Source organism: Bernardetia sp. Wsw4-3y2 (genome assembly GCF_037126295.1).
Taxonomy (GTDB): Bacteria; Bacteroidota; Bacteroidia; order Cytophagales; family Bernardetiaceae; genus Bernardetia.
Map to the genome: position 1 here is coordinate 1,354,756 of NZ_CP147017.1, position 20,324 is coordinate 1,375,079.

A 20,324-nucleotide genomic window follows, 5' to 3' on the forward strand; every position below is an offset into this window, starting at 1 on the left:
CTCTTGCCGTTGTTGGTGTTTTAATGTAGCGACAATAACAATAAATCAACTATTTCTTTTTACTTATTTGAGAAAGCAAAATAGCAGGTAAAAGACTTATCAAGATAATCAACAAGGCAGGTAAAGCCGATTGAGCAACAAATTCTTGGTCTGCAAGTTCGTATGCTTTGGTGGCTAAGGTATCATAATTGAAAGGTCGTAAAATAAGTGTTAAAGGTAATTCTTTACTCACATCAACAAAAACCAAGAGTAAAGCTGTTAGCATGGCAGGGCGAAGAAGTGGTAAAGTTATCTTAAAAAATGTTTGTGTAGAATTTTTGCCTAACATTCTTGATGCTGATTCTAATGAATCTCCAATTTTTAAAAGCTGACTTTCAATAGGCTGAAAACCCACTGACAAAAAACGCACAGAATACGCATAAATCAAAGAAATAACAGTTCCAGAAATAAATAAACCAATTTTTATATCAAAAGTTGAAAGTACAAACGAATACAATTTTTTATCAACCCAAAGGAAAACACCCAACACCCCCACAGCAATCACAGCCCCTGGAACAGCATAACCCATTGTAGCAATCCGACTGATAGATTTTTGAAAGAGTAATGAAAATGGATAGTTTTTTATGAAGGCTAAATTTATTTTCTTTTTGCCGTTGTCGGTGTCCCCACCGACGACACTCAAACTACTAATTCGTTTTTGAAAAAGTCCTAATAAAATAGCCACAACAACTACAACAAATGCACTCAAAAAAGCTAAAGTCACTGTATGAGAAGCAAGGTCATAAATTTCTTGATTCAAAACTTCACTGATTCCTTTGTCTTGAAATTCTTTAAAAGTCCAAAAAAGAAGTTGTAAAACAGGAAATCCAAAAGCGAAACAAAAAATAAGACTACAAAAACTGAATGCTAAAATTTGTTGATACAGATTCAATTTTTTTCGTGGCATTTGTGCTGTATTTTTATCATCTGAAAAAGCCATTCTGCCACGCTGATTTTTCTCTAAAATCACTAAAAAGACAATAACACCTAAAAGACACAAAGCTAATCGCAGAGCAGCTTTTACATCTCCAAATTTTGCCCAAGCACTAAAAATCCCTGTTGTAAAAGTCTGAATTCCGTAATATTTAAATGTTCCGTATTCATTCAAAACCTCCATCGTGACAAGAAAAAGTCCTCCAAAAATAAACGGACGAGCAAGTGGCAAAACAATTTTAAAAAAAGTATAGAAAGAAGATTTGCCAAGCATTTTTGAAGCCTCCCAAACACTACCTAATTGATTTGAAAAAGCTGTTTTGGTTACTGCATAAACATAAGGGTATAAAGCCAAAGCTAAAATAAAAATCCCCCCAAAATCAGACATAATCGAAACAGAAGGCAAACCCATTTCTCTCAGAAAAATACCAACTCCACCTGTATAAGAAAGTGTTGCAGCATACGTATAAGCTAAAATGTAAGCAGGAATAGCAAGAGGCAAAACTAACGCCCACTCAAAAAATTTACGTCCAAAAAAATGAGTTGTAGAAACAAGCCAAGCTGTAGGAACACCGAAAAAAAGCACTCCCAAACTCACACCAAAAAGCATTTTGAAAGAGCCTAATGTATAATCCAATAAAAGATTTTCAGAAATATGTTTCCACGCTGTACTACTTTCTCCATCAAATGCCGTAAAAAGATATAAAATTGGCATACTCCACACTAAAAGTAGAGCAATTACTAAAAAGTAAGACAAAGAAGAGGAAAAAATCGATTTTATTTTTTGCATTCGATAAAATTCAATACTTTTTGCTAATTTTGTGAGCAGAATAATTTATCTTGCAAAGATAAAGAACTATTATGAAGCATTCTAAACTTCTTTACTTTTTTTAATAAATTGAATTCAAAATTTTGTATTTTCGTCATAGAAAATAGACTTCAAGCAAAATGCTTGAATAAATCAATAAAGAAACTTTCCAAAACCGTTCTCATAAACGATAAAAAATAGTATGCTTAAACATTTGCTTATCGATAATTATGCGCTCATAGAGCATTTAGAAATCCAGCCAGATTCTCACCTCAACGTCATTACGGGCGAGACAGGTGCAGGAAAGTCTATTTTGCGTGGTGCATTAGGGCTTTTGGCAGGAAACCGAGCTGATACAAAAGTTCTTCTCAATCCTGATGGCAAATGTGTCATTGAGGGAACTTTTGATATTGCAAACTATAATCTTAAAAAAGTTTTTGAGAAAGAAGATATTGAATATGATACAACATGTATTATCCGTAGGCAAATTGCACCAAACGGTCGTTCAAGAGCTTTTATTAATGATATGCCTGTTCCCTTGGATTCTCTCAAAAGAATTGCTGTTCGTTTGATGGACATTCACGCCCAGCACGATACCATGCAGCTTTTTTCGAATGATTATCAAAGAGATGTTTTGGATTTATATGCCAATACAAAAACTCTTTTAGAGATGTATGGACAAGAGTTTAAACAGTATAGAAAAATTATAAAGAAATATGAAGAGCTAAAAAATGAAGAAATTCGTCTTCGAAAAGAGTACGATTATAATATGCACCTTTTGGAAGAATTAGAAAAAGCAGATTTAGAGAAAATCGATAAAGAAGAACTAGAGCAAGAATTAGAACGTCTTGAAAATGTAGATTTTATCAGAACTCAAATGTCTATTGCCTTCAATTCTCTGTCTGATGAAGAATATTCGGCTGAAAATATTTTGAGAGAAGCTGTTCATGCGCTTTCAAAAACAAGTTCATTTTCGTCTTCTTTCAATGCACTGTACGAACGTTTGAATAGTGCAATGATAGAAATTCAAGATATTTCGAAAGAGATTGAAAGCGAATCTGGAGAGTTAGTAACGGATGAAGAAACGGCAGGAATTGTGAAACAGATTTTGAGTGCATTGTATCATTTGGAAAACAAGCACAATGTTCAGAGTAGTGAAGAATTGATAATTATTCGTGATGAAATTGCTGATAAAGTAAGAAAAGTAGAGAATTTTGATGATGACTTGAAAGACTTAAAAGAGGATATTTTAAGAAGTAAATCCTACTTGACAGACTTAGCAAACCAACTTACAGAACAAAGAAGATCTGTGGTAGAAGATACACAAAACCAAATAAATTATCTTTTAGGTGAATTAGGAATGCCAAATGCTCGTTTTCAAATCGAAATTACACCGATTGCTCTTAGTCCTTCAGGTGCTGATTTGGTAGAATTTTGGTTTTCTGCAAATAAGGGAATTTCACCACAACCCTTGAAAGATGTAGCTTCTGGTGGAGAATTTTCTCGTTTGATGTTGTGTATAAAGTATCGTTTGGCAAAACACATTTCACTTCCTACACTCGTTTTTGATGAAATTGATACAGGTATTTCTGGAGAAATTGCCCTTAAAATGGGTAAAATCATTCAAGATATGTCCAAAACACACCAAGTTTTAATTATTAGTCATTTGCCACAAGTTGCTTCTCAAGGAAGTACACATTACTTTATTTATAAAGATAACTCGGCAGACCGTACTGTTTCAAGAATCAAAAAACTATCAAACGATGAGCGAGTGAAAGAAATTGCTCAAATGATTGGAGGTTCTACGCCAAGTACGAGTACATATAATAGTGCAAAAGAGCTTTTGCAGGTGAAGTAACTGTATAACAGACTTCCTAGTCTGTTTTAAAACATAACCTCAAATGAACCAAGAAATATATACAAGAAACTTAAGTTATTTACAATCCTTACATTGGTTTAAAAATTGAATCTGCTTTTCAAGAACAATATTTTTCTGAAGGTAAATTAGATAAAGAGTCATTAGGTACATTAAAACTTGAGTTTAGTAATGGACAAGAATTAACTTTTGACTGTAACCAAGATGCAAAATCTTTACATATTCAATTAGGTGGATTTATAAACAAAAGTAATTTTGAAACTGATTTTGAAGACAACAGATATAGGTGGAAGATAAAAGAATATTTGAGTAGTAAAAAATTGTTAGAATTAGGAGAGATTAGAAAATGTTTTATTGAATTACTTTCAACAGAATATGACAATGGATTAATTCAAAGTGGTTGTAAGTTAGAGTTTAAAAATGGACATTATTTGCACATATGGATAATAGAATCTGATAATATCTTTTATGGTCTAAATGAAAAACCACTTTATTATGAGAATTTAAAAGTTGAATTGAAAGAAATAGGGATTTCTTTTTAAACTATTTCAAATAAAACTAACTTTACAGAAAAAATAAAATCTAGCATTGTCAGACGCTTTCATAAGTGTCAGACAATTTTAAAATGTATAACTATAATGATAGATATTTCTCAAATTCCTTCGCCTTGTTTTGTTTTGGAAGAACGTCTTCTTCGCAGAAATTTAGAAATTTTGGATAGTGTCCAAAAACGCACAGGAGCGCATATTATTTGTGCTTTGAAAGGCTTTTCGATGTTTAGTACTTTTCCTTTGGTGCGCCAATATTTGCATGGTTGTACGTCTAGTTCGCTTTATGAGGCTCGTTTGGCTTTTGAAGAATTTGGACAAGAAGTTCACGCCTACGCACCTGCTTATACAGAAAAAGAATTTGATGAAATTATGACGTATGTAAATCATATTAGTTTCAATTCACTTTCGCAGTATGAACGTTTTAAGGGTAAATTAAATCAAAATGAAGCTAAAACAGGCAAAAAAATATCAGCAGGTTTGCGCATCAATCCAGAATACTCCGAAGTAGAAACCGATTTGTATAACCCTTGTGTGCCAGGGTCTCGCTTCGGACTTACCTTTGATAAAATAGGAGAAAGTCTTCCAGAAGGAATTGAAGGACTGCACTTTCATACACTTTGTGAGCAAGGTTCTGACACACTTGAACGCACACTTATCCATGTAGAAGAAAAATTTGGGCATCTTTTGCACCAAGCAAAATGGCTAAATATGGGAGGTGGACATCATATCACAAGAAAAGATTATGATGTAGAGCTTTTAGTAAAACTTTTGAATAGAATAAAAGAAAAATATAATGTTCAAGTTATCCTAGAACCAGGAGAAGCTGTCGGCTGGCAAACAGGTTATTTGGTAGCTTCTGTTCAAGATATTATTGATAGCAGAGGAATTAATGTAGCAATTTTAGATGTTTCTTTTACAGCTCACATGCCTGACTGTTTGGAAATGCCTTACAAACCTAAAATTTGGGATTCGGAAGATGCTACGACAAGTTCGAAGAGTGAAGGAAAACACGTTTATCGTTTTGGAGGCTCTACTTGTTTAGCTGGAGATTTTATCGGAATGGGAGACTATGCTTTTGAAAATGAATTGAAAATCAATGATAAAATTGTGTTTGATGATATGATTCATTACACAATGGTCAAAACTTCTACTTTTAATGGCGTTCCACATCCGAGTATTGGAATTTGGAAGGAAAGCAATCAATTTCAGTTAGTCAGAGAAATTGGTTATGAAATGTTTAAGAATAAGTTGTCTTAATATATTAAACAAAAAAGATACTCCAAATTTAGAGTATCTTTTTTGTATTAAAGTGATTATTGACACCCACCAAATCCATCAAAAAGGGCTATTTCAAGTTGAAGTAGTTGTTTTTCTTCAGCTGTGTAACAATCAGAATTAGCACTTGCTTTCAAAGCTGTTAAGTAAGTATTACATATCTCCTTAGAGTCTGAAGTATCATTATCATAAGCAGTTTCTGCACTTGTTAGTTGTGCTTTTATTTCCTCACAACTAGGCTTTTCATCTTCATCATCTTTTTTACAAGAAGTAAGAGCAAATGAACAAGCTAATGCAGCTACTAAAGCAATTCTAGAAAAATCTTTAATTAATTTCATCGTTTTTATATAAGAAGTAAATAAATATGCTATTATCTGATAATAGCTCTATAAGTTTTTTTGTGTGAAAACTCAATAAATATATGAGTTTTTATACAGTAGAGAAAATATTTTTCTCTTTGAGTTCACAAAGGTACTATTATTTTTTTATTATTTAAACTTTATTTTCAAATTTTCTTACAAACACTTTTTATTTTTTTGTAGTAGACTCATAAAAATTGAATACTCTTACGAATAGCAATAATCACAATTAAGCAAAAACTAACTAATAATCAAGCAGTTAAAGTGTTTTTCAACATGAATATATTTATACAAACCTTACAAACTGAATTTGAAGAAAATGCAAATTCTAAAATTGCCTTAGAGCAAAAAGCATACATGCGAAATCAGTTTGAGTATTATGGTATCAAAACTCCCAAAAGAAGAGAAATCACAAAGCCTTTTCTAAATAAAAAATTCTTACCTAAAAAAAGTGATTTAGAAAGTTATGTAAAAATTTTATGGCAAAAACCACAACGAGATTATCATTATTTTGCACAAGAACTAGCCTTCAAATACACAAAAGAACTTGATAAAAAAGATATAGAGCTTTTTGAGTTTATGGTTACACATAATTCATGGTGGGATACAGTAGATTTTATTGCACCAAAACTCATCAGTGCCTATTTCAAAACATACCCAAAAGAAAGAGATACCTATATAAAAAGATGGATTGCTTCTGAAAATATTTGGTTACAACGTTCTGCTTTATTATTTCAACTCAAAGACAAAGAAAAAATAGATACCAACTTACTTACTTTTGTGATTCATTCTTTAATAAATTCAAAGATAGGTTCAAAGGAGTTTTTTATCAATAAAGCCATTGGTTGGATTTTGAGAGAATACAGCAAAACAAATCCTGATTGGGTAGTTAATTTTGCCCAAACAAATGACTTGAGTAATTTGAGTAGAAGAGAGGCTTTGAGATTAATAAAAAAATGATTGCCTTCAGAGTTTCATCATGCAATCATTTTTCTTATCTATATAAATTGTTCCTTTTTATTTATTATTCAACAAAACTACTGATAGATCATCGATTTGCTCATTCTTAGGAACTAACAAATGATACGTAAAAAGAGGATTTTCAGCTTCTTCATCTTTAGCTTCTATATCTATCTCTAAAGTATATGTATTAGGCTCACAAGCTCTGTATAGAGTGTTTTCTAGAGAAGTCACTTTCTTAGCATTTCCTAAATAACCTATTAATAAATTATAGGTAGTAAAATCTATTTCTGGATGACAATCTCCTTCTACTTTAGAATCATACTCACTTTTAGTAGTAATAATAGTATAAGACTCTTCTTTAGAAATTAGAGACAAAGTTTCAAAAGTAGTATTACAGTTATATAACTCCTCAATAGTTTTTGTTGAATCTGTAATATCTTTCGTGCAAATTTCGTCATCAGATTTACAACTTTGTAAGCTGCTTAAAATGATTAAAACACATACAATTAAATATTTTTTGTTAATTGAGCTATATTCTTTAAGATATGACATAAATGATTTAGGTTATAAAAAGTAAAATAGAAATGAATTTTACTGCAAATATAATAGTGTTTATTTATAATTCAATACTCTTAAAATGCAATTTTATTTTACGTTGTTGAAATGACAAAATTGAGTAGAAGAGAAACATTGACATTAACAAAAAAATGATTGCCTTTTGAGCAATCATTTTTTATTAGTTTTCTAGAAGTGATTGATTATTTTTCACATCTGATATTTTCTACCAAAGAGGCAGACCTGAATTTATCCATCTATTACTTGCTACATCTCCTACTACACTATGGTCTATACTTCCATTTACTTCAAGTTCCCACATAGGTAAAGTATGTGAAAATCCTTGACCAAAACTTTGTATAGGAATTTGCAAGTCACCAGAAGCATTATAGCGACCACTATTTTGGTTAAAATTACCCGATATAACATTAACTCCGTCTGTAATTAAAGTATATGTTCCATATAAGCTATATGAAATATTTCTTTTTTCTCCAGCAGGTTTCCATCTTCCTCTAGTTTTAAATTCTAATTTTACTCTTACATATACAGAAGAGTAGGAAGAATAACCAGATCCAAAAAAGCTATCTGTAACATTATGATATTCTGTATAACATACTACTTCATGTACATACTTTCTTTCACTACCTGAATTATTATTTTGGAAAAATGTTTTCTGATGTCTAGCATCAAGTGTATTACTTCCTAAAACAACTCGTTGAAGTTCACTATCTGACTTTTTCGTGACTATTTTCGACTCAACTTTAGCTTTTTCAGTATTTAATGAAGGATTTTGTTTGATGTACTTTAGTTCTTCCTCACTTTGAGCAAAATGTTTGAAGCCATTGTCATACCAAGCTATTGAATTGCCAATTTGATATTCTCCGTTTACATTAATTATTGCTTTTAATACATTTGGAAAATTAAAATTATCATATTTATCTGATAATTCTACATTTATTAAACTTTCAATTCCTTTACTTTTGCTCCATTTTTGTAATTCTTCTACAGTCTTATTTTTTAGTAAATTAAGTGTAGAATTAAATTCTTCTTGGTTAGAAAAAATTAATCGTTCATTATTTTTTGATATTTCTATTTCTTTTTGAATAGGATTTATTATCACTTCTTTAGTATCACAAGAAGATAATAAAGCAACAAAAGAAAAACAAAATAATAACTTTTTCATTGTATTTAATGATTTAAATTGAGAGATAAATAAAGTACAAAGGTAATCGAAAAAAGAATATATACAAATAATTATATAAAATTATTCATAAATTATTTCTGTAGGTTTTAAAATGAGTAAGCTAAAATTTTAACTAAATTAATTTAACAACTCGTAAATCCTTATGTATAAGATATATATAATTTTGGGTAAATATTACTTGCTTTACTAACCTCTTCAATTTTTTTTACATTATATTTAAATAATATAGTTCTCGCTAGTGAGTTTTTCTCAAAATAATAGTGCTTGGTGGCATTCTGTTTTCCTTATTAATGTATAGGATATTCTGACAGGATAGTACCGAAAAAATAAAAGTAGGTAAGTATAAATTTTTAGTGATATCTAAGGATTAAATATTTGAAATAAAAAATTCCCTTTTTTTATTCATTAAAATTGAGTTTTTTTGTAAGTTGTATAAAATTTTACAAAAATCTTTTTTCAGTATGAATAAATCGCTACGTTTCTCTTCCATTCTGCCTACACTTTTTGCAGCTCTTTTTTTCGTTTCTACTTCGCTTTTTGTGTCTTCGTGTAAGCCTACACAATCTACCACAGATACTTCTACTAAAAAAGACTCCACAAATACAGCAAATGATTTTCTTGTTCCTATAGAAGAATCTGAAAATCAATTTAAAAAAGATATTCCAGAACCAATTTGGAAGCCTAAAAAGGGAAGTTATCACGCTACCAAAACAAAAGAATTTGATTTAATTCATACAAAACTTAACATCACTCCAGATTGGGAAAGACAATGGGTTTACTCAACAGCTACTCTGACAGTTCAGCCTCATTTTTATGACCAAAACAAAATTGATTTAGATGCAAAAGGATTAGCCATCGAATCTATAAAACTACTGGCTGGAAGCTCAAAAAACGAAACTACAAAGCCTTTACGTTGGGATTATGATGGAAAATGGCTGACTGTTCGTTTGGATAGAGAATATACAAAAGAAGAAAAAATAACAGTAGAAATAAATTATATCGCCAAACCAAATGAAGCGATTTGGACAAATAGTGTGCTTTCAAATATTGAAGAAGAAGGTTTTTTCTTTATTAATCCAGAAGGCAAAACAAAAGGAAAACCAAGACAAATTTGGACACAAGGAGAAACTTCAAATAACTCCATGTGGTTTCCTACTTTTGAAGCACCAAATTTTAGAGGAACACAAGAAGTTTTCATCACAGTAGCCGATTCTTTACAGACACTTTCAAATGGAAGATTGGTTTCTTCTCAAAAAAATGAAGATGGAACACGTACAGATTATTGGAAAATGGAAAAATCACATGCGCCTTATTTAACAATGGTTGCAGTAGGAGAATTTGCCATTATTGAAGACAAATGGAAAGACGTTTCTTTGTATTATTATACCGAAAAATGGCACGCACCGTATGCAAAAGATGTTTTTGGTAAAACGCCTGAAATGATAGAATTTTATTCTAATTACTTAGACTATCCTTATCCTTGGGAAAAATACGCTCAAATTATTGTTCGGGATTACACTTCTGGAGCAATGGAAAACACAAGTGCTTCCGTTTTTATGGAAGGACTTATGGTAGATAAACGTTCGGTTCAAGACCACGACTGGGAAGGAATTATTTCTCACGAACTTTTTCATCAGTGGTTTGGAGATTTGATGACTGCCGAATCTTGGGCAAACTTAGCGATGAATGAATCTTTTGCAGACTATGGAGAATATCTTTGGTTAGAACACAGCAAAGGAAAAAAAGAAGCTGACCAAAATATTGCCAATGAAAAATCAAGTTACCTTAGAGAAGCACAAGCCAAAAGAGAACCCATTATTCGTTATTTCTATACGAGTGAAAATGATATGTTTGACTCTCATTCCTATGCAAAAGGGGCAGTAGTTTTGAATATGTTACGTTATCATATTGGAGAGGAAGCTTTCAAAATTTCACTTCAAAAGTATGTAAAAGCAAATGTTTTTAAAGCTGTTGAATTGGATAATTTGAGATTAATTGTAGAAGAAGTTACAGGACAAGATTTGACATGGTTTTTTAATCAGTGGTTTATGGAAGCTGGTCATCCAGAACTAAATATTGACCAAAACTATCAGGATGGAACACTCAAAATGACTATTACTCAAACACAAGATTTGCGTTACTCTCCTATTTATCGTCTGCCTTTAGAAATTGATATTTGGGAAAATGGAAAATCTACACGACACAAAGTTACATTAGATAAAGCAGAACAAATTTTTGAATTTAATACAGAAAGCAAAACTCAAAAACCCGAATTAGTTGTCTTTGACCCTTCTGGCTATCTTTTAGCTCAAAAAAATCAAGAGGAAAGAACAGCGCAAGAATGGCGTTTGATAGCAAAAAATTATGAAAATTATATTCCAAAAATATCTGCTTTGTATAATTTGGCTGGTTCAGTAGAAAATGATACAACTTTCAATTTATTAATGGAAGTAGCTAAAAATAACGACTTTGCACCATACAGAACACAAGCTATTCGTTCACTAGGAGAATACAATCTTGAAAACTTGGAAAACCCAGAAGCTCAAGATGTTGAGAAAAAGATTACAGAAATCGTAACTTTACTCAAAGAAATGGCTCTTAGTGATAAAGACAACCTAACTCGTGCATCTGCTATTGATATTGTTTCACAATATGGAGCTTTTCCAAAACTTTGGGAACAAACTCTAAAAGATTCTTCTTATTTTGTAATTAGTAATACGATTTATTCTTTAATAAATGTTTATAATGTAGAGGCTTTAGACAAAATCGAACCATTCGAAAATATCGAAGAGCGTCATATTGTTTATGCGATTGCTGAATATTATTCTGTGTATGGAATTAAAGGAAAATATGATTGGTTTGTAAAAAATGCAGATAGAATTTCGGGAACAGAAATGAGTTATTTTTTAAATCATTTTACCCAATATCTTATCAATCAGCCTAAAGATATTCAGAAAAAAGGTATTGAGTATTTGGTCTATCAAGCCAAAACAAACTCCAATGTTCAGACTCGTAAGGATGCGTATCAATCGCTTACTGTTCTGAAAAATGCGTTTGAAGAAGAGCTAAAATTAGAATTAGAAATCGAACAAAAAATGGATGACATCAGAAATCAAGAAAAAGACCGTAGAGTAACCGAATTCCAACAAGCTCTTGGTTTTTAATTTCTATCCTCAACGACGGTCTTGACCTCGTTGACGGTTTCTAGTTTACTTATTTAATCTAAAACACTATGAAATTTATTATTCCTATATTTATAATCTTTATCTGTTTTGCTTGCAATTCGCCTTCAAACAGCCAATCAAATACAGATGTTTCTTTTACAAATTCTGAAGTAAATGTAGAAGAGAATGAACAAGAAATTAAAACAGAAAGAACAAAACTTAAAAATGAACCTATCAAAATAGGAACAGATAAAGTCTTATTCAAAAGTTTTGGAACTGAACCTTTTTGGAGTTTAGAAGTTCGAAAAAGTGGTATTTTATTTTCTAATTCAGGTATAGACTCTACTTTATTTGCTTATAAAGAACCTATTGCAGCAACTGCTCGTCCAGTAGAGTATTTTATGACTTATTTTTTAGAAGATCAAGATGGAAAGCCAGCTCAGTTAGTTGTCAAAAAAGGCGAAGAATGTCCGTGTTCGGATGGAATGTCAGACAAAGATTATAGTTATCACGCTTTCTTTTTGTATGATAATCAAATGTTTGAAGGATGTGGGGAAAAATAAAGTAAAAAGTCAGAATTTAGAAGTCAGAATTGAAAGCCAATAGCACTAATCCTAACTTCTAAATCTATATTTGTATTACTTCTAAAATCTTAATTCTAAATTTGTATCTATGGCAAAAATTCAAAATACATTCAAACATATTGAGGAAGAAAAAGAAATCAAAATTCCTACAAAAAGAGGTTTTTGGAGAAATCTAGCTGAGTGGGATTTTACCGTTGACCAAGATTTTTTGTTTCGAATTATGCCTTATGTTTTATATGTTTCTTTTTTCGGAATTATTTATATTGCAAATCGTCATTATACAGAACGAGTAGTTAGAGAAGTTACACAGCTTCGCCAAGAAGTAGAAGAATATCAAATTGATTATCATGCTTTGCAAACTCGTTATGTGTATGATAGCAGAAGACAAGTAGTAGCTAAAAAAGCCGAACGACTAGGCTTAAAAGAAAGAGAAAAACCATTAGTAAGAATATCAGAATGAAATTTCGATTACGAATTAAAGATTACGAATTACGATAAAATACTATTCCTGTTTTAAGTCTAGTAGCCGTAATTCGTAATCCGTAATTCGTAATTATTTTTTCGTAATCGAAAAAAATATGGCAAAAACAGGAATAAGAAAATATATACTCGCTCGTGTCCGAATCGCTTTTTTAGTGGTTGCATTGATTGCCCTTGTGATTGTTTATAAAATGATGAACATTCAGATAGTAGAGGGAGAAAAATGGAGCAGCAAAGCAAGAGGAGTAGAGATGCGTGATGTACAACCGACTAGAGGAAGCATTTTGGCAGATGATGGCAGTCTTTTGGCTACTTCTTTGCCTTTTTATCGTGTTGCTATCGACCCAACAGTAGCAGATAGCAGCATTTTTGAAGGTGGAATTGATTCTTTAGGAATTCTGTTATCCAAATTTTATAAAGAAGAAGAACCTAGTTATTACGTAAATATTTTAAGAGAATATCGTAAAAACAAAAAGAAATATTATGTAATTAGTAAAGAATTAATTGATCACGAAAACTATAAAAAACTATCTCAATTTCCTATTTTTAGAGAAGGAAGAAATAAAGGAGGCGTTATTTATGAACAAACTGATAGACGTTTTTTGCCTTTTGGAGAGCTTGCTAGGCGTACTATTGGCTTTGTAACCGAAGAAGACACCACCCAATCTTTGAATGGTAGAGGTTTAGAGTATAGTTTTAATAGTGAATTACAAGGAATTGCTGGTGAAGCATTGTACGAACTTATTGCAGGTGGTTTTTGGAAACCTGTCGATGACATGTCACAAGTCAGACCCAAACCTGGGATTGATATTCAGACTACGATTGATATAAATTTACAAGATACAGTTCATCAAATTCTACAAAACGCCCTTCGTCAGTATAAAGCTGATTATGGTTCTATTATTTTAATGGAAGTAACAACTGGACAAATAAAAGCCCTTGTCAATTTAGGAATAAATTCAAATGGTTCGTATGTAGAAAACAATAATTATGCTGTCGGAGATATGGGACTTGCCGAACCTGGATCGACATTTAAGTTGATGTCTATGGCTGCTCTTTTTGAAGATGAAGAAATTCCTATTTCATTATCAGATAGTGTACAGACAGGCGATGGTGTTCATAAATATTTTGATGATGCCATTATGCGTGATGTTTCTGCACTTGGAAAACTGAGTGTTCAAGAAGTTTTTGAAAAATCTTCTAATGTTGGAATGTCGCTTTTAGTATGGAAATATTTTCGTAAAAATCCTGAAAAATACGTTGAGTATCTCAAAAAATTTGGTCTTAATCGTCCGTTAGGTTTTCAAATGGCTGGCGAAGCGCAACCTTATATCAAATCGCCTTCCGATTCTTCGTGGAGTGGAAGTACACTTCCTTGGATGTCTATTGGTTACGAACTCAAATTATCTCCTCTCCAAACGCTTGCTTTTTACAATATGATTGCAAATAATGGAGTAATGGTTGAGCCAATTATTGTTAGCCAGACACGCCAAGCAGGAAAAACACTAACTAGTTTTGAAGCTAAAGTTTTAAATCAACAAACTATTTCAGAAAAAACTGTCAAGATTTTACAAACCATGCTTCGTGGAGCAGTAGAAAGAGGAACAGCTAAAAAAATTGATACAAAAATCTATCAAATTGCAGGAAAAACAGGAACTGCCGAAAAAGTCAGAAATGGAGAATATACAGAAGATCATTATACTTCTTTTGCTGGTTATTTTCCTGCTGATAATCCAAAATATTCGTGTATTGTAGTTATTGACGACCCAAAAACAGACAAACGTTATGCTGCCGAAATTGCAGCCCCTGTTTTTCGTAAGGTTTCAGATGTTGTTTATCAGCGTTATTTACACAAACCACTTTCAGAAGTTGAGCCAACAGCAATGGATAGTTTGCACATGCGTTTGCCTTATATTCGTGCTGGTTATCGTCCAGATTTGGATTTGGTATGTTCTCAATTAGGAATCAAAACAGAAAACCAAACGGTTCAGCAATGGGTAAAAACTAAAGTAGCAACTGATACGGTTATGTGGATAGACAATCAAGCTGCTACAAGTCTTGTTCCTGATGTACGTGGAATGCGCCTTCGTGATGCACTTTATTTATTGGAAAATCTAGGAATGAAAGTCGCCTTTGAAGGAAAAGGAAGAATAATTACGCAATCTTTTAACCCTAATATAGCCATACCAAAAGGCAAAACTATTTATTTGAAGTTGAAGGAGTGATTTTGGGGAAATGAAAAAATTAGCAATACTATTTCTAGTTTCTTTTTGTATAATTTCTTGTAAAGAAAAACCACAATCTGTTCAAAAATGGCTTTCTGAAATAGAAAGTAAAGACATGCAGAATAGAGCTAAAGATGTACTAGAAAAAATCTACAATTCAACAGCTTATACAGTTACAGAAAAAGATAGTTTATCACAAATTCATGTAGAATTAGCAAATTGTAAATTACTTGATTCTACTACTCGTATTGAAGAACTTTTCTATGGATTGTATGATTTAGGTAGAGTAGAGAACAATCCAAAATTTAAAACAATAGCTTTTCTATCAAGCAATTACCAGAAAGATTCAGCAGTAGGAAAAGCTGCTGTACAGATGCTTATCGACACTTCAAAAATAGATTTTGGTAGATATTTTCCTGCTCATTATAAAGATATTGCAAAAAACAACTTTAAAAGTGAAGTAGAACCTTCTGAAAAATTAAAGCAAATTGAAACTAAACTGCTTTCTTATCTTGATGTTTTTCCTGTCATGATTGATGATAAACGTGTTGATTCTATTGGACAGATAAGTAGTTTATTAAAGAAAGCACTAAAAGAACCTGATGGTTTTGCGTATGGTTTGCCTCACTATGTAGAAAAAGAAGGAATTATTATTTCTGATGATGGAAATTTTCGTATTTATAGTTTTAGTTATAATCAAGGTTGGAATAATAGGTCTGCAATAGCTTATGGAGTTTATCGCTTTTCAGAAGATATTATTATTACGGAAGACATATCTACTTTCAAATTTGAACATGAATATCAAAACGAAAAAGGAGAGTTAGAAACAAGCGAAGAAAATTTTTGGGCTTTACCTATTACAATTTTCAAAGTTGAAAGAGAAGGACATCCTTTGTATGTAGTAATATACGATTATATTGGAGGAGGAGTAGATAGTTGGTTTGTAGTTGTCCAAGGATTTGAAATAAGTGAAGGAAAAATGATTCGCTGTAAAGAATGTATTGCAGGAAAACCTTCAAGAAGTTTTGCAAAATATAGTAGAATTTATTGGATATTACCTGCTTATGATAGAGAAAAAAAAGAAATTACCTTTAATACAAAGCCTCTTAGGATTAGTCGTTTTCCCTATTTTGATTTACCAAATGGAAAATTAAATCCAATTTCGTCAGAAGAAGAAACTGAACTAAATAAAAATAGAATAGGAGGAGGAAAATTTATGGAACGAACTACTCTAAAATGGAATGGAGAACAATTTGAAATTATTCCTTTTGATATTCGTTATTGCAAATAAAAACCTACCCAAAAGAACCATAAAGTATTCTTTTCAGTAGGTTTCAATTAAAGGCAAATTAGAAAATACACAATCATCTACCAATCTTCAAACTTTAATGAGTTTGCTTAAATTAAAAGATAAAGAGGAATAAACTTAGAGTAGATTTTTTGCGTTAATTAGAAGAACATTAAAAATTATAATTTATGAATACTACCTATTTAGTTGATACAGAAGGAAATAAAATAGCTGTACAAATTCCGATAGCCGAATGGAATTTGATTGAAGAAGAAATGCAAAAATTACGTAAAAAAATTGAGATTTTACAAGGAATAAAAGAAGCTGTGGTAGAAGTAAAAACAGCTCGTAAAAGTGGAAAAAAACTACAAACTTTGAATGATTTTCTAAACGAGTTTTAAAATTAAATTATGGTGGTTGAAATTGTAATTAGTGAGAATTTTAAAAGAGAAGCTAAGAAGTTTTTGAAAAAATATGCTTCATTAAAATCAGAACTCAGGGAATTAGTTGAAGAACTAAAAGAAAATCCAAAGCTAGGAACTCAAATTTTAGAAAATGCCTACAAAATTAGACTTGCTTGCAAAAGTAAAGGAAAAGGTAAAAGTGGAGGTTTTCGTATAATTAGCTATTTGGAAGAAATAGAAGAAGAGGAAATAGAAATTTTAATTACTCTACTTTCAATTTACGATAAATCTGAAACAGATTCTATTTCAAATGCACAAATAAAGGCTATCATTAATTCTTTAGATGAAGAATAAAAAAATCTCCCCAAAAGAAAGATAAACAATCTTTTGAGGAGGTTTCAACTACTAACAAATTCTATATTTAGGAATAAAAATTGAATAAACGACTACTTTCAACTTGTTAATTAATTGACAATAAATTAAAATCGTAATTCGTAATTTTTAATTCGTAATTATTTCTTAGTTTGCCGATGCAGTCAAAGCATTTTGCAAATTAATTTTTCCCCAACCGAAGTTTGAGTTACGATTTGGATAATAACTTGCCGAAACTTTGAGTTTGTTAAGTACTTGATTTCTTGTAAGACTTTTGTTTGCCGACCAAACTAAAGTTGCCATTCCAGCCGTTTGAGCCGTTGCAACAGACGAACCTCCAACTGTTGCAGGAACATCACCCGACATAGCCAGCGTAAGAGGATGACGACCATTTGAAGCCTTTTCCATTACCACTACAAAATCAACTGCCGAGCCGTCATGACATGCATCACAACGTTGCATATTGTCTTTTACACCTGTTACAGCTACCGTTTCGCTCATTGTCGCAGGGAAAATAACACCAAACCAACCTGAAGACCAACCAAATGAAGTTCCAGCAGCACAGAAAATTAATACATTTCTATTGTAGGCATAACGAACAGCATCAGCAATTTGAGAACTATTTGTAATTCTGCCCAAAGACATACTCGTAACACGAATATCTGAACGATTACCAGCAATTACGTAGGCATCAGAAACACCTTTTGATTCTCTAGAACCTTCAATCAATACATCTTCTGCTGCACGAACTGTAACCAAATTTGCATTGTAAGCAATTCCTGCTGCACTTCCATCTATACCACGAGAACCACCCAAAACGCCTGTCATTGCAGTTCCGTGTCCACATCCATCATCTGGAGTTTCCGCACTTCCAATCGGAATTCCCCAAAATGTATCACGAGGAAGTGTTACTAATTTTTCTATTGTTCTGCCTTGTGAAAGTCCTTGATTGAGTCCACTTCCATAATTATTTTGTGCAAAACTAGAACCTGTATCAATAATCATAGCTGTAATTCCACTTCCTGAAGCTGTATTCCAAGCCTGTGAAACATTATGAAAAGGATGATTCCAAGAAGCCTTTGAATTTGGAGAGAAAGTAGTATAATCAACTCCATTTACTAATCCATTTTCTGGGTTGCTTCCTCCACAACCACTACTAGAAAGTTCTTTATTGAGCTGCTGACCTTTACTTACGTTTGGTTCGTAACCCATTGGTTCAGCATAACGAACAAATTCAGATTTACGAAGAAGAGCTAATGTAGTCGGATTTTTGATAACAACATCCAATACAGGAAGTGTATTTTCTTGAAAAGCAATTAATTCTTCACGCTTCAAATCTGGATTTAATTTTCTTTCTGATTCAAAAATCATATCCAAAACATAATTTTTAGCATCATTCCATTCGCCAGTAGCAATATCTATTTTATCAATAATAGTACGAATATCTTTATTTTGACTTTTAGGCTTAAAACCTACTGACAAAACTCCATCAGATTTAGAAAGAGCATTCCAAATAATTTGTTCTGACTGTGTGTTCCAATCAAAAGAGCCTTCTTTTTTAACAGTTTGCCAAATGTGATTATCTAAATCAGAACGGTCAATAGTAGCATGTTCAATGGTTTGTTCTACAATAATTTCAGATTCATTCTGACAAGAGAACATCATAAACGCTGCTACAGCTAAAGGAGAATAACGTCGGACAATCGACTTCGAATTAAAAAGGTAAGTTTTCATTTTGTAAAAGGTATTTATATTTGTGTGTTAAGTCAAAAAAAGTTAATTGACTGATTCTAAGAGCAAATATAAAAATATATTTTAAAAAAAGTGATGCAAGCCGAATATTTTTTTAAGTTTTTTTAATTTATCCAAATTTAATATACTTGTAACTACGTATTCATTCTTATTTTTATGCAAAAAAAGAGATTAATAAATTAATCTCAATGGTTCTGTTCTATGTTATTTCAATATAAATTTATGTTTTACTTATGGCTAACATTTTACCTAAAAAGTAAGTTATTCAATCACAAGATTTTTTAATAAATCCACTTTTTAAACTTTTTATTATTTATGCCTATTTCTTCTAGCTCTCAACAAAATCATGTTCCTATCATGGTGGTGGGAAATCATGTTTATCCTAAAAACCCTCCTCATTTATACTCTTCTTCTGACACAGAAAAAGGCTATTCACGCAAAAAGAAAGGAGAAAAATTTGTTTATCTAAGTACAAGAGGAAAACCTATAAAAAATAAACAAAAATTAGAAAGAATAGAAAAATTAGGAATTCCTCCAGCATGGAAACAGGTTTGGATTTGTAGAAACAAGAATGGACATCTTCAAGCTGTTGGGAGAGACGAACGCAACAGAAAACAGTCTATTTACCATCCAGACTGGAATGAATATAGAAACAAAACAAAGTTTTTGAAGCTACAAGAATTTGGGTACGCACTTCCATCGCTGCGAAAAGCTATTAAAAAAGATCTTCGTAAAAGAAGTTGGACAAAAGAAAAAGTGGTGGCTTTGGCTATCGAACTTATGCAGGAAGGTTTGCTCAGAATTGGTAGCGACCGTTACCTTAATTCAAATAAAACATACGGACTGACAACTCTTCGCAGAAAACATATAAAGATTGATGAAGAAGCAAGAAATAAAATTTCACTTTGCTACAAAGCTAAAAGTAACAAAACAAGAACAGTAAGTCTTTCAAACAAATCGCTCATCAAAAAACTAAAAGAATGTGCTGCACTCTCAGGACAAGAACTTTTTAGATATAAAGACACAGATAAAAAATGGCATAGAATCAATTCTCATGATGTAAATGAATATTTAGAAAAAACTATGAAACATCATTTTACTGCCAAAACTTTCCGTACTTGGGGAGGAAGTGTCCTGACTTTAGAGCTTTTTGAAGAAGCAAAAAAGGAATTAGAACGCAATCCACGTAAAAAACTAGAAACTGTTTTGGTTAGAAAAGTGGCTCAAAAACTAGGAAATACGGTTTCAATTTGTAGGAATTATTATATTCATCCAGCAGTTTTGAGTGAAGTTTTAAACAAATCTACTGAAGAAATAGAACAACAAACAGAAGTATTCTTGGAGGAAAAAGGAAAAGAAAAAACAGAATTTGGAAAGTCTTTTTCTAGTTTTTTAGATGAATATTCTAAATATGAGTTACAGCTTTTAGCTATTTTGGAAAAAGCAGCACAGAAGACATATGAGGAATTATTATAAAATTGAATCTCTTCTT

General features: G+C 31.6%; 17 protein-coding genes. 12 read left to right on the forward strand and 5 right to left on the reverse strand.

The genetic code is table 11. From position 1 onward, the window contains the following. Positions 1-49 precede the first annotated feature (49 nt). Complete coding sequence (locus V9L05_RS05360) at positions 50-1,762, reverse strand: iron ABC transporter permease (RefSeq protein ID WP_338814670.1); 1,713 nt, start codon at positions 1,760-1,762, stop codon at positions 50-52. Between the two features lie 220 nt (positions 1,763-1,982). Here V9L05_RS05360 and recN point away from each other — a divergent pair, with 220 nt between their 5' ends. From recN to nspC, 3 genes are all read left to right on the forward strand, one after another. Continuing rightward, entirely contained in the window at positions 1,983-3,638 is a 1,656-nt protein-coding gene (gene recN, locus V9L05_RS05365; protein ID WP_338814671.1) for a DNA repair protein RecN, read from the forward strand. Between the two features lie 323 nt (positions 3,639-3,961). Then, on the forward strand, positions 3,962-4,198 hold the full coding sequence (locus tag V9L05_RS05370; protein ID WP_338814672.1) for a hypothetical protein: 237 nt from the start codon (positions 3,962-3,964) through the stop codon (positions 4,196-4,198). Between the two features lie 96 nt (positions 4,199-4,294). Further along, positions 4,295-5,464 carry a carboxynorspermidine decarboxylase gene (gene nspC, locus V9L05_RS05375; RefSeq protein WP_338789943.1) on the forward strand — a complete coding sequence of 390 codons (1,170 nt, stop codon included), beginning with the start codon at positions 4,295-4,297 and terminating at the stop codon, positions 5,462-5,464. Between the two features lie 56 nt (positions 5,465-5,520). On the opposite strand, the gene V9L05_RS05380 is transcribed toward nspC, so the two are convergent. Further along, complete coding sequence (locus V9L05_RS05380) at positions 5,521-5,820, reverse strand: hypothetical protein (RefSeq protein WP_338789942.1); 300 nt, start codon at positions 5,818-5,820, stop codon at positions 5,521-5,523. Between the two features lie 297 nt (positions 5,821-6,117). On the opposite strand from V9L05_RS05380, the gene V9L05_RS05385 reads away from it, so the two are divergent. After that, positions 6,118-6,801, forward strand: coding sequence for a DNA alkylation repair protein (locus V9L05_RS05385; RefSeq protein WP_338814673.1), 684 nt, complete (start codon positions 6,118-6,120; stop codon positions 6,799-6,801). A 57-nt stretch (positions 6,802-6,858) separates the two neighbouring features. Here the strand turns inward: V9L05_RS05385 and V9L05_RS05390 are convergent, their stop codons facing one another. Continuing rightward, positions 6,859-7,356: a hypothetical protein gene (locus V9L05_RS05390; RefSeq protein WP_338814674.1), complete on the reverse strand. Its 498-nt coding sequence runs from the start codon at positions 7,354-7,356 to the stop codon at positions 6,859-6,861. A 229-nt stretch (positions 7,357-7,585) separates the two neighbouring features. Beyond that, complete coding sequence (locus tag V9L05_RS05395; RefSeq protein ID WP_338814675.1) at positions 7,586-8,542, reverse strand: hypothetical protein; 957 nt, start codon at positions 8,540-8,542, stop codon at positions 7,586-7,588. 482 nt (positions 8,543-9,024) lie between these two features. Here V9L05_RS05395 and V9L05_RS05400 point away from each other — a divergent pair, with 482 nt between their 5' ends. The 7 genes from V9L05_RS05400 to V9L05_RS05430 all read left to right on the forward strand — a co-directional run bounded on the left by V9L05_RS05400 (position 9,025) and on the right by V9L05_RS05430 (position 17,062). After that, positions 9,025-11,727: a M1 family metallopeptidase gene (locus V9L05_RS05400; RefSeq protein WP_338814676.1), complete on the forward strand. Its 2,703-nt coding sequence runs from the start codon at positions 9,025-9,027 to the stop codon at positions 11,725-11,727. A 68-nt stretch (positions 11,728-11,795) separates the two neighbouring features. Next, positions 11,796-12,290 carry a hypothetical protein gene (locus tag V9L05_RS05405; RefSeq protein WP_338814677.1) on the forward strand — a complete coding sequence of 165 codons (495 nt, stop codon included), beginning with the start codon at positions 11,796-11,798 and terminating at the stop codon, positions 12,288-12,290. Positions 12,291-12,399: 109 nt separating this feature from the next. Then, positions 12,400-12,771 carry an FtsL-like putative cell division protein gene (locus V9L05_RS05410; RefSeq protein ID WP_338789937.1) on the forward strand — a complete coding sequence of 124 codons (372 nt, stop codon included), beginning with the start codon at positions 12,400-12,402 and terminating at the stop codon, positions 12,769-12,771. Between the two features lie 118 nt (positions 12,772-12,889). Continuing rightward, a complete protein-coding gene (locus tag V9L05_RS05415; RefSeq protein ID WP_338814678.1) occupies positions 12,890-15,016 on the forward strand; it encodes a penicillin-binding protein in 2,127 nt (708 codons plus the stop codon). A 10-nt stretch (positions 15,017-15,026) separates the two neighbouring features. Continuing rightward, a complete protein-coding gene (locus V9L05_RS05420) occupies positions 15,027-16,307 on the forward strand; it encodes a hypothetical protein (protein ID WP_338814679.1) in 1,281 nt (426 codons plus the stop codon). A gap of 185 nt (positions 16,308-16,492) precedes the next feature. Next, complete coding sequence (locus V9L05_RS05425) at positions 16,493-16,705, forward strand: hypothetical protein (RefSeq protein WP_338814680.1); 213 nt, start codon at positions 16,493-16,495, stop codon at positions 16,703-16,705. A gap of 9 nt (positions 16,706-16,714) precedes the next feature. Then, positions 16,715-17,062 carry a hypothetical protein gene (locus V9L05_RS05430; protein WP_338814681.1) on the forward strand — a complete coding sequence of 116 codons (348 nt, stop codon included), beginning with the start codon at positions 16,715-16,717 and terminating at the stop codon, positions 17,060-17,062. Positions 17,063-17,227: 165 nt separating this feature from the next. Here V9L05_RS05430 and V9L05_RS05435 read toward each other — a convergent pair whose 3' ends face one another. Continuing rightward, the gene (locus V9L05_RS05435; protein WP_338814682.1) at positions 17,228-18,814 is read right to left on the reverse strand and encodes a S8/S53 family peptidase; all 1,587 of its coding nucleotides are present in this window, start codon (positions 18,812-18,814) and stop codon (positions 17,228-17,230) included. Positions 18,815-19,147: 333 nt separating this feature from the next. On the opposite strand from V9L05_RS05435, the gene V9L05_RS05440 reads away from it, so the two are divergent. Continuing rightward, positions 19,148-20,308 (forward strand): DNA topoisomerase IB, encoded by a 1,161-nt coding sequence (locus V9L05_RS05440; protein ID WP_338814684.1) that lies wholly within the window; start codon positions 19,148-19,150, stop codon positions 20,306-20,308. The last annotated feature ends 16 nt before the right edge of the window (positions 20,309-20,324 follow it).

What these genes read in the sequence shown, in the direction of transcription:
- V9L05_RS05360 (WP_338814670.1), bottom strand. Translation starts at nt 1,762, where the DNA reads ATGCAAAAAATAAAATCGATTTTTTCCTCTTCTTTGTCTTACTTTTTA.
- recN (WP_338814671.1), top strand. Translation starts at nt 1,983, where the DNA reads ATGCTTAAACATTTGCTTATCGATAATTATGCGCTCATAGAGCATTTA.
- nspC (WP_338789943.1), top strand. Translation starts at nt 4,295, where the DNA reads ATGATAGATATTTCTCAAATTCCTTCGCCTTGTTTTGTTTTGGAAGAA.
- V9L05_RS05380 (WP_338789942.1), bottom strand. Translation starts at nt 5,820, where the DNA reads ATGAAATTAATTAAAGATTTTTCTAGAATTGCTTTAGTAGCTGCATTA.
- V9L05_RS05385 (WP_338814673.1), top strand. Translation starts at nt 6,118, where the DNA reads ATGAATATATTTATACAAACCTTACAAACTGAATTTGAAGAAAATGCA.
- V9L05_RS05390 (WP_338814674.1), bottom strand. Translation starts at nt 7,356, where the DNA reads ATGTCATATCTTAAAGAATATAGCTCAATTAACAAAAAATATTTAATT.
- V9L05_RS05395 (WP_338814675.1), bottom strand. Translation starts at nt 8,542, where the DNA reads ATGAAAAAGTTATTATTTTGTTTTTCTTTTGTTGCTTTATTATCTTCT.
- V9L05_RS05400 (WP_338814676.1), top strand. Translation starts at nt 9,025, where the DNA reads ATGAATAAATCGCTACGTTTCTCTTCCATTCTGCCTACACTTTTTGCA.
- V9L05_RS05405 (WP_338814677.1), top strand. Translation starts at nt 11,796, where the DNA reads ATGAAATTTATTATTCCTATATTTATAATCTTTATCTGTTTTGCTTGC.
- V9L05_RS05410 (WP_338789937.1), top strand. Translation starts at nt 12,400, where the DNA reads ATGGCAAAAATTCAAAATACATTCAAACATATTGAGGAAGAAAAAGAA.
- V9L05_RS05415 (WP_338814678.1), top strand. Translation starts at nt 12,890, where the DNA reads ATGGCAAAAACAGGAATAAGAAAATATATACTCGCTCGTGTCCGAATC.
- V9L05_RS05420 (WP_338814679.1), top strand. Translation starts at nt 15,027, where the DNA reads ATGAAAAAATTAGCAATACTATTTCTAGTTTCTTTTTGTATAATTTCT.
- V9L05_RS05425 (WP_338814680.1), top strand. Translation starts at nt 16,493, where the DNA reads ATGAATACTACCTATTTAGTTGATACAGAAGGAAATAAAATAGCTGTA.
- V9L05_RS05430 (WP_338814681.1), top strand. Translation starts at nt 16,715, where the DNA reads ATGGTGGTTGAAATTGTAATTAGTGAGAATTTTAAAAGAGAAGCTAAG.
- V9L05_RS05435 (WP_338814682.1), bottom strand. Translation starts at nt 18,814, where the DNA reads ATGAAAACTTACCTTTTTAATTCGAAGTCGATTGTCCGACGTTATTCT.
- V9L05_RS05440 (WP_338814684.1), top strand. Translation starts at nt 19,148, where the DNA reads ATGCCTATTTCTTCTAGCTCTCAACAAAATCATGTTCCTATCATGGTG.